Genomic DNA, 292 nt, shown 5'->3' with positions numbered 1-292 from the left:
CCTTGCCCATCACGCGCTTGGACATCATACGGCCAGCCAGCGCGACCTGCATGCCGCTGTCGGTCTCGTTGGGCAGCTCCTTGAACTCTTCCTTCAGGTCGGCAGAGTATGCGTCCTGCGGGCACGTGGTCAGGGTGAAGGGGTCGTTTCCGGCAGCCTGCAGGTCGGCCAGCTTCTGGCGGCGCACCTGCACCTGCTCGCTCTCAGACAGGCCCTGAGAGGGGTTTCTCTTTTGCTCTTCCATGGTTTCCTCCCGTGCAGGCTCAGTTTGCGGCGTGGGTGATGGCCAGCA

The 292-nt window shown here is 63.4% G+C and carries 1 pseudogene; it reads right to left on the bottom strand.

The annotated features are described in order from the left end of the window. Positions 1–244 (bottom strand): annotated as a pseudogene (locus P0G09_RS19955) (lysine--tRNA ligase); the annotation flags it as partial. Positions 245–292 lie beyond the last annotated feature (48 nt).

The organism is Faecalibacterium sp. DFI.5.82, assembly GCF_029076575.1.
Classification (GTDB): Bacteria; Bacillota; Clostridia; order Oscillospirales; family Ruminococcaceae; genus Faecalibacterium; species Faecalibacterium duncaniae.
This window is presented reverse-complemented; position numbering and strand designations above follow the sequence as displayed.